The organism is Rathayibacter sp. AY1B6 (genome assembly GCF_002932755.1).
Classification (GTDB): Bacteria; Actinomycetota; Actinomycetes; order Actinomycetales; family Microbacteriaceae; genus Rathayibacter.
Window position 1 is genome coordinate 1 of sequence record NZ_PSWL01000052.1, and the last position, 1,021, is coordinate 1,021.

Here is a 1,021-nt window from a genome sequence, read left to right on the forward strand (position 1 = left end):
CGTCGCCGACGCGAGCCACGAGCTGCGCACTCCGCTCGCCGCCCTGCGCACCCGCCTCGAGCTGGCCGAGCGGGTCCGCGACGACCCGGCGGCCCTCTATGCCGACGTCGTCGACGCGCGCCGCTCGATCGACCGCCTGCAGTCCCTGACGGACGGGCTGCTGATCCTGTCGAAGATCGACGCCGGCACCGTCACGGGCGACGCCTCGTCGTCGGCTCTCCGCGAGGAGGTGACCGGCAGCGTCGACCGCATCAGGATGCTCGCCCGCGACCGGGACCTCGCGATCGACTTCGTCGCTCCCGTGTCGGCTCACGCCGCCCGGTACCCCGTCTCGCCGACCGACTTCGGCCGGATCCTGGACAACCTGCTCTCCAACGCCGTCGCCGCGACGCCGGACGGCGGCAGCATCACCGCGACCCTGGTCGAGCGCCCCGGAGAGGCCGTCCTCTCCGTGGACGACGACGGACCCGGTGTCCCGGAGGCGTTCCTCGCCGTCGCGACCGACCGCTTCAGCCGTCCCGACGCCGCCCGCTCCCGGGACGGCGGCGCCGGTCTCGGGCTCGCCATCGTCGCCGGGCTCAGCCGCGCCGCCGGCGGCGAGCTCCGGCTCCGCAACCTCGTCCCCCACGGCTTCGGCGCGGAGGTCCGCATCCCCGCGACCCGCCCCGGCCCGACCTCTCGCTAGGAGAACCGATGATCGACCCCCAATCCCTCCTCGACGGCGCCGGCCCCTGGGCGATCGCCCTGGTCTGCCTGATCGCCTTCGTCGAGACGGGCCTCCTGATCGGGTTCTTCCTCCCCGGCGACACCCTGCTCTTCTTCACCGGCGTCTTCGTCGCGACCGGCGTGATCTCGCTCCCGGTGCCGCTGGTGATCCTGATGGTCGCCGCCTCCGCCTTCCTCGGCGACCAGCTCGGGTTCATCATCGGCCGCGCGAGCGGGCCGCGGATCTTCGAGCGCAAGGACAGCGGGCTGTTCAGCCGCTCGAGCGTGGCGCGCACCCAGTCGTTCTTCGACCGCT

Annotated in this window: 2 protein-coding genes; both read left to right on the forward strand. The window is 73.5% G+C overall.

Features of this window, described 5'->3' with window-relative positions; translation table 11 throughout:
- Nucleotides 1-685 (forward strand): HAMP domain-containing sensor histidine kinase (locus C5D08_RS16545; RefSeq protein WP_146087943.1); only part of this gene is annotated, 685 nt, incomplete at its 5' end.
- Nucleotides 686-693: 8 nt separating this feature from the next.
- The coding region (locus C5D08_RS16550) for a DedA family protein (protein WP_374953964.1) at nt 694-1,021 on the forward strand (328 nt) is incomplete at its 3' end.